The 6046-nt window shown below is 69.3% G+C and carries 7 protein-coding genes; 4 read left to right on the forward strand and 3 right to left on the reverse strand.

Translation table 11 applies throughout. From position 1 onward, the window contains the following. From Q0916_RS03590 to Q0916_RS03605, 4 genes are all read left to right on the forward strand, one after another. The coding region (locus Q0916_RS03590) for an ABC transporter substrate-binding protein (protein ID WP_299234498.1) at positions 1-821 on the forward strand (821 nt) is incomplete at its 5' end. A gap of 3 nt (positions 822-824) precedes the next feature. After that, positions 825-1655, forward strand: a complete 831-nt coding sequence (locus tag Q0916_RS03595; RefSeq protein WP_299234501.1) for an ABC transporter ATP-binding protein — start codon at positions 825-827, stop codon at positions 1653-1655. Then, complete coding sequence (locus Q0916_RS03600) at positions 1652-3058, forward strand: ABC transporter substrate-binding protein (RefSeq protein ID WP_299234504.1); 1407 nt, start codon at positions 1652-1654, stop codon at positions 3056-3058. Before Q0916_RS03595 ends, Q0916_RS03600 begins: the two co-directional genes overlap by 4 nt. Next, complete coding sequence (locus tag Q0916_RS03605) at positions 3024-3803, forward strand: ABC transporter permease (RefSeq protein WP_299234507.1); 780 nt, start codon at positions 3024-3026, stop codon at positions 3801-3803. The genes Q0916_RS03600 and Q0916_RS03605 overlap by 35 nt, the downstream gene beginning before the upstream one ends. A gap of 120 nt (positions 3804-3923) precedes the next feature. On the opposite strand, the gene hisS is transcribed toward Q0916_RS03605, so the two are convergent. The 3 genes from hisS to Q0916_RS03620 form a co-directional block, all read right to left on the reverse strand. Continuing rightward, positions 3924-5240, reverse strand: coding sequence for a histidine--tRNA ligase (hisS, locus tag Q0916_RS03610; RefSeq protein ID WP_299234509.1), 1317 nt, complete (start codon positions 5238-5240; stop codon positions 3924-3926). Positions 5241-5296: 56 nt separating this feature from the next. Further along, positions 5297-5890 (reverse strand): DUF7411 family protein, encoded by a 594-nt coding sequence (locus Q0916_RS03615; protein WP_299234512.1) that lies wholly within the window; start codon positions 5888-5890, stop codon positions 5297-5299. Continuing rightward, positions 5891-6046 (reverse strand): DNA-binding protein (locus tag Q0916_RS03620; protein ID WP_299234515.1); only part of this gene is annotated, 156 nt, incomplete at its 5' end. It abuts the gene before it with no gap.

Below are 6046 nucleotides of genomic sequence, written 5' to 3' on the forward strand. Positions count from 1 at the left end.
ACTGGTGGGACGACATGGACGAGGACGGCGGCACCCACGGCGTCTGTGAGTGGAACGCGGTCCAGGAGGTCTCCGAGACCGACCGCGACATCGTCGGCTCCTACAGCGAGTGGGACCGGGTGGTGTTCGTCGACGACGACGACGACGCCGAGACGGTAGACGACCTTCGCGGCCGATCCGTCGGGATCAACAAGTACGCGACTTCCTTCTACTCGATGCGGGAGATGCTCGAGAACGAGGGGTTCGCGGACGACGAGATCGTGTTGGAACACGTCGGCTCCGCCGAGGACCGCTTCGAGGCGGTCAAGGCGGGCGCGGTCGACGCCATCGCGGTCCTGGAACCGTTCGTCACCCTTGGCCGCTACGACGAGGAACTGAAGGAGGTGTTCGACGGCCCGTGCCGCGCGGCCATCACGACGCGAGAACAGCCCGACCCGGAGACCCTCGAGGGATTCCTCGCGGCGCTGAACCGCGCGGTCGCGGACATCAACGACGACCTCGACCGGTACACCGAGCGGTACGTCGAGCTGCTCGAGTCCGAGGCGGCGGGCGACGAGGCGTTCGACGACGTGAACTTCGAGCGCCTCCGCGGGGAGTTCGAGCTGCGCGAGTTCCTCCCCGTGCGCGCTCCCGACGAGGACCGGATCGGAGCAACGACGGACTGGATGCGCGACAGAGGGTTCGTCCCGGACGACGCCGATATCGGGACCGCCGAGGAGCTCGACGAGGACGACGTGATCCTCGACGACGAGGCCGCGGGATCCGACGCCGACGCCGAGCCCGACGAGGACGAGGCGGAAGCCGAAGCGACGGCGGACTGACCGATGTCGCTCGAGTCCCCGACGGCGGACGAGACGAGCCGCGACGGCTCGGCTGCCGCGACCCGGGCGGTCGAGAGCGGCGTCGATCGGTCGACCGACGCGGCCCCGGTCACGGCCCACGACCTGACGAAGCGGTACGACGGGACGCTCGTCTTCGACGGGCTGGACCTGACGGTCTCGCCCGGCGAGGTCCACTGTCTGCTCGGCCCGTCCGGCTGCGGCAAGACGACGCTGCTTCACCTGTTGGCGGGGCTCGAGGAGCCGACGAGCGGCCGCGTCGCGATCGACGGCGAGCCCGTGACCGGCCCCGACTACCGGTGGGGCGTCGTCTTCCAGGACCCCCTGTTGTACCCGTGGCTCACCGTGCGCGAGAACGTCGAGATCGGCCCGCGGCTGCGCGGCGAGGAGCCGGACGACGACCACGTCGACGAGCTGCTCGAGCTGGTCGGTCTCGCGGACGTCGCCGACGCCGACACGTCGAGCCTCTCCGGCGGGATGGCCCAGCGCGCCTCCCTCGCGCGGACGCTCGCGAACGAGCCCGAGGTCCTGTTGCTCGACGAGCCGTTCTCGGCGCTCGACCAGCTGACGAAGATGGAGCTTCAAGACGAACTGCTCCGGGTCGTCGAGGAGCTCGGCGTGACCGCGGTGTTCGTCACCCTCGACATCGACGAGGCGGTGTACCTCGGCGACCGCGTCGCCATCATGGGGGCGATCCCGGCCGGCATCGAACACGTCGAACGGATCGACAGCGAGACGCGGTCGCGGGACGACGAGGCGTTCCTGGCGGAGCGAGCACGGACCTTCGAACGCCTCGAGGCGGTGGGGTTAGAATGACACACGGAGACGATTCACACGACTCACACGACGATCACGGGCGGCATCGAACCCACGAACATGGCGCGGATCGGAGCCGCGATCACGGACGGCATCGAACCCACGACCACGGCGCGACCGACGACGACGTCGATCCCGGCGTCGCCGAGAGCGCGCGCAAACTCGTCGGCGGGGCCGGCTGGCGGAACCCCTCGGAGACGGCCCGCACCAGCGGGCTCTCGCGACGCGAGTTCATGAAGGAGTCGGGCCTGGCGTCGCTGGTGGCGGCCGGCGTGGGGTCGACGGCCGGTTGTCTCGGCGGTGCGGAGGGGGACGGCCCCCCGACCGCGGAGATCGGCTACTTACCGATCACCGATTCCGCGCCGCTCCTGACGGGATACGCCAACGACTACTTCGCCGACCACGGCGTCGACGCCGCGGAGCCGACCCTGTTCCGCGGCTGGTCGGACCTCGCGGAGGCGTTCCTCTCCGGCGAGGTCAACGTCGCTCACTTCCTGATGCCGATGACCGTGTGGATGCGCTACGGCGACGAGCTGGACGCGAACGTCAACGTCGTCGCGTGGGACCACACGGACGGCTCGGCGCTGACGGTCCGCCCGGAGATTGGCGGGTGGGACGACCTCGGCGGCGGCACCGTCGCCGTCCCGTTCTGGTACTCGATCCACAACGTCATCCTGCAGATCGGGCTCCGGGAGCACGGACTCACGCCGCGGACGGACTCCTCGGCCGACGAGGTGGCGGACGACGAGGTCAACCTCGTCGTGACGCCGCCGCCGGACATGCCCGCGGCGCTGAACAACGGCTCCATCGAGGGGTACATCGTCGCCGAGCCGTTCAACGCGATCGGCGAGCTCGACGCCGGCGGGAAGATCCTCCGGTTCACCGGCGACATCTGGCGCGAACACGCCTGCTGTGTCGTCGTGATGCGCGAGGAGCTGGTCGAGGCGCACCCGGAGTGGACGACCGACGTGATGAGCGGCCTCGTCGACGCCCAGCAGTACCTCCGCGCGAACCGGTCCGAGGCCGCGGAGCTGCTCTCGAACGAGGGGACCGGCCTGCTCCCGCAGGGGACCAAGCCGATCAACCGGGCACTCACCCACTACGCCGACCACGAGCCGTACCTCGAGTCGGGCGCGATCCGCAACGAGGAGTGGGATACCGAGCGGATCGGCTTCTACCCGTACCCGTACCCGTCGTACACGGAGGAGCTGGTCCGCCGGATGCGCGAGACCCGCGTGGAGGGCGAGGACGCCTTCCTCGACGACCTCGATCCGGAGACCGTCGCGGACGACCTCGTGGCGTACGACCCGATTCGCACGGCGCTGGAAGGAGCCGGCGGCCCGCCGGCGTTCGACGTTTCCGAGGACGATGGCTACGAGAGACGAGAGACGATACGGTTCTGAGCTGGTCGGGGGGGTCGGGCGCCTGCTGCCGGCGGTCGGGCTCCTCGGCGGTCTCGCCGTCTGGTGGGCGGTGACGGCGTTCGGCAGCGGCGTCATCACGAACTTCGCGCCGGCGGCGACGGTTGCCGTCCTCGCGGAGCTCGTCGTCTCGCCGGCGTTCTACGACCACGTGTTCGTCAGCGTCTACCGCTTTGCCGTCGCGCTCGGCCTCTGTCTGGCGGTCGGGCTCCCGGTCGGCGTGGTCGTGGGGTACTTTGGCGCGGCCGAGCGGGCGACGACCGTCCTCTTCCAGTTCATGCGCATGATCTCGCCGCTCGCGTGGTTCCCGATCGCGATCATCGTGTTCGGCGTGGGGACCCGCTCGGCGGTGTTCGTGATGTTCATGGCCGGACTCTGGCCGATCGTGTTGAACACGGCTCATGGAGTCGCAACGATCGACGAGGACTGGATCGCGGTCGGCGAGTCGCTCGGCGGCGACACCCGGGCGCTGTTGCGCCGGGTCGTCGTCCCCGCCGTGATCCCGGACATGCTGACGGGGATCCGCCTATCGATCGGGATCCTCTGGATCATCCTCGTGCCGGCGGAGATGCTCGGAGTCAACACCGGGCTGGGCTATCTCATCCTCGACGCCCGCGACCGGTTCGCCTACGCGGAGGTCCCGGCGATCATGCTAGTGATCGGCTTCATCGGCTACTGGCTCGACCTGTCGGTCCGGCGGCTTCACGACCGCCGGAACTGGGGTTAATCGGTCGATCCGTCCCGGAACCTGGTAGATCCGTTCGCATCCGGCCCGGCGGTCGTCTCGATCGCTAACGACCGCGACTATGGCGTGGCGGTACCCCCGTCGTCGGCACCGCCGAAACGACTACTCGTAGTCCTCGTACGTCGGGCGGCCTGACGCCGGCGGGAACTCGTCGACCGGGGCGGTCGTCTCGTCGCCGCTCGCCATGTCCTTGACCGTCACCTCGTCGTTGGCGAGGTCACGCTCGCCGACGACGACGACCGTTTCGGCGTTGATCGAGTCGGCATAGCCGAGTTGGCCGCCGAACGAGCGGTCCGAGACGTCGCTCTCGACGACGTGGCCAAGCTCCCGGAGGCCGCGAGCGATCTCCGCCGCCTTCTCGCGCGTGTCGCCGACGGAGAGGACGTAGTAGTCGGTCGAGAGTGCCTCGTCCGGCCAGACGCCGGCGCGCTGACAGAGGAGCTTGAGCGTCGCGTGGCCGGGGGCAACGCCGACCGCCGGCGTGGGCTGGCCGCCGAAACTCTCGATCAGGTCGTCGTACCGGCCGCCGCCGAAGACGGAGCGGGACACCTCGCCGGTGGAGTCGAAACACTCGAACACGACGCCGGTGTAGTAGTCGAGCCCGCGGGCGGTCGTGAGCGAGACCTCACAGAACCTCCCCGCGCCGAAGTCGGCGGCGGCGGCGAGCACGTTCCGCAGGTTCTCGACGGCGGCTTCGACGTCCTCGCCGCCGGCGGCCGCGACCGTGTCGAGGTCGGCAACCGTCTCCACGCCGGTGATGAGGTCGTCGAACTCGCGGGCGGTCGCGCGGTCGAGCCCGGCGTCGGAGAGGAGTCCGAAGTACTCGCCGTCGTCGACCTTCGCCCGCTTGTCGACCGCACGGATGGCGGCCCCGGTGTCGACCGCGTCGGGGTCGTCGGCGAGCGCGCGGACGAGTCCGCCGAGGATGTCGCGGTGGGAGACGTGGAACTCGAAGTCGTCGCCGGTGAGCCCGAGGGCGGTGAGCGCGTCGGCGGCGACCGCGAGCACTTCGGCGTCGGCCTCCGGGGCGGCGGAGCCGAAGACGTCGACGTTCGTCTGGTAGAACTCGCGGAAGCGGCCCTGCTGGACCTGCTCGTAGCGCCAGAAGGGACGGGTGGACAGCCACTTGATCGGCTTCGAGAGCTCCTGGCCCTTCGCGACGACCATCCGCGCGACGGTCGGGGTGAGCTCCGGGGTCAGCGACACGCCACGGCCGCCCTTGTCCTCGAATGCGTACAGCTCGTCGACGATCTCCTCGCCGGACTTGTCGACGTACATCGCCGTCCGTTCGAGCGCCGGGGTGGCGACCTCGCGGAACCCGTATCGGGCGGCGGCGTCCTCGATCGCGTCCGTCACCTCCCGGCGGGCCGACTGTTCTCCGGAGTAGAACTCGCGGAACCCCTTGAGTCCGTCGTACATGGGGACCGGTTCGGCGAGCGCCCGCTTGAAACCATCCTTTCGGGGGCGCTGATGGATCAGTCGTGTCGACCGCGAACGTACGTCTGGTTGTGGGCCGGGAACACCGCTGCGACGGTGTCCTCGCCGTGATCGGCCGCGATGAGCGCCCGGAGCTCCGCCTCGTAGTCGGCCTTCGGGATCTGCTCGCTGGGGCCCTGTTTGACCTCGAACGTCACCTCGACGAGCCGGTCGACGGCGTGTCGGCCGAACCCCGATAGCGGGGAGATGTAGTCGACGTCGTGACGGTCCTCGAGGCTCTGTGCCTGTGCGCGGGAGACGGTCGGGACCCTGTCATCACGGCGGCTTCCGTCGGCGATCGCGTCGACGTCGCGTTCCGCGATCGTCTCCAAGGCGTGTTCGTGGACCCGCTGGATCCCGTTCCGCGGGTAGCCGTCGGCGATCATGCGCTCGGCCGCCTCCTCGGCGATTGCGCGATCGAGTTCGACGCGATCGAACGGGAACCCGAGCTCCGTGGCGGCCCGTTCGGCGTGTTCCCAGTCGTCGGTGAGCCCGAAGCTCCCGGTGACACACCGGACGTCGTAGAACCGGTCGAGCAGGATGGCGGCGAGCGAGGAGTCCTTCCCGCCGCTGTACAACAGCGCGAGTTCCATCTACCGCCGCCGGATGTCGAAGCTCTTCTGTTCCGGCTGGAGCTCCTTGAGGAGCTCGCGCATCTGTTCCTCGTCGATGCGATCCTGAACGCGGCCGCTCTGTGCGAGGGACGTGACCTGCTTTTTGACTTTCTCGCCGAACTGTGGTTTCGACAT

The organism is Natronomonas sp., from assembly GCF_028274965.1.
Lineage (GTDB): Archaea > Halobacteriota > Halobacteria > Halobacteriales > Haloarculaceae > Natronomonas.

Excerpts from the sequence above, each read along its gene's own strand:
- Q0916_RS03595 (WP_299234501.1), top strand. The coding sequence starts at position 825 with ATGTCGCTCGAGTCCCCGACGGCGGACGAGACGAGCCGCGACGGCTCG.
- Q0916_RS03600 (WP_299234504.1), top strand. The coding sequence starts at position 1,652 with ATGACACACGGAGACGATTCACACGACTCACACGACGATCACGGGCGG.
- Q0916_RS03605 (WP_299234507.1), top strand. The coding sequence starts at position 3,024 with ATGGCTACGAGAGACGAGAGACGATACGGTTCTGAGCTGGTCGGGGGG.
- hisS (WP_299234509.1), bottom strand. The coding sequence starts at position 5,240 with ATGTACGACGGACTCAAGGGGTTCCGCGAGTTCTACTCCGGAGAACAG.
- Q0916_RS03615 (WP_299234512.1), bottom strand. The coding sequence starts at position 5,890 with ATGGAACTCGCGCTGTTGTACAGCGGCGGGAAGGACTCCTCGCTCGCC.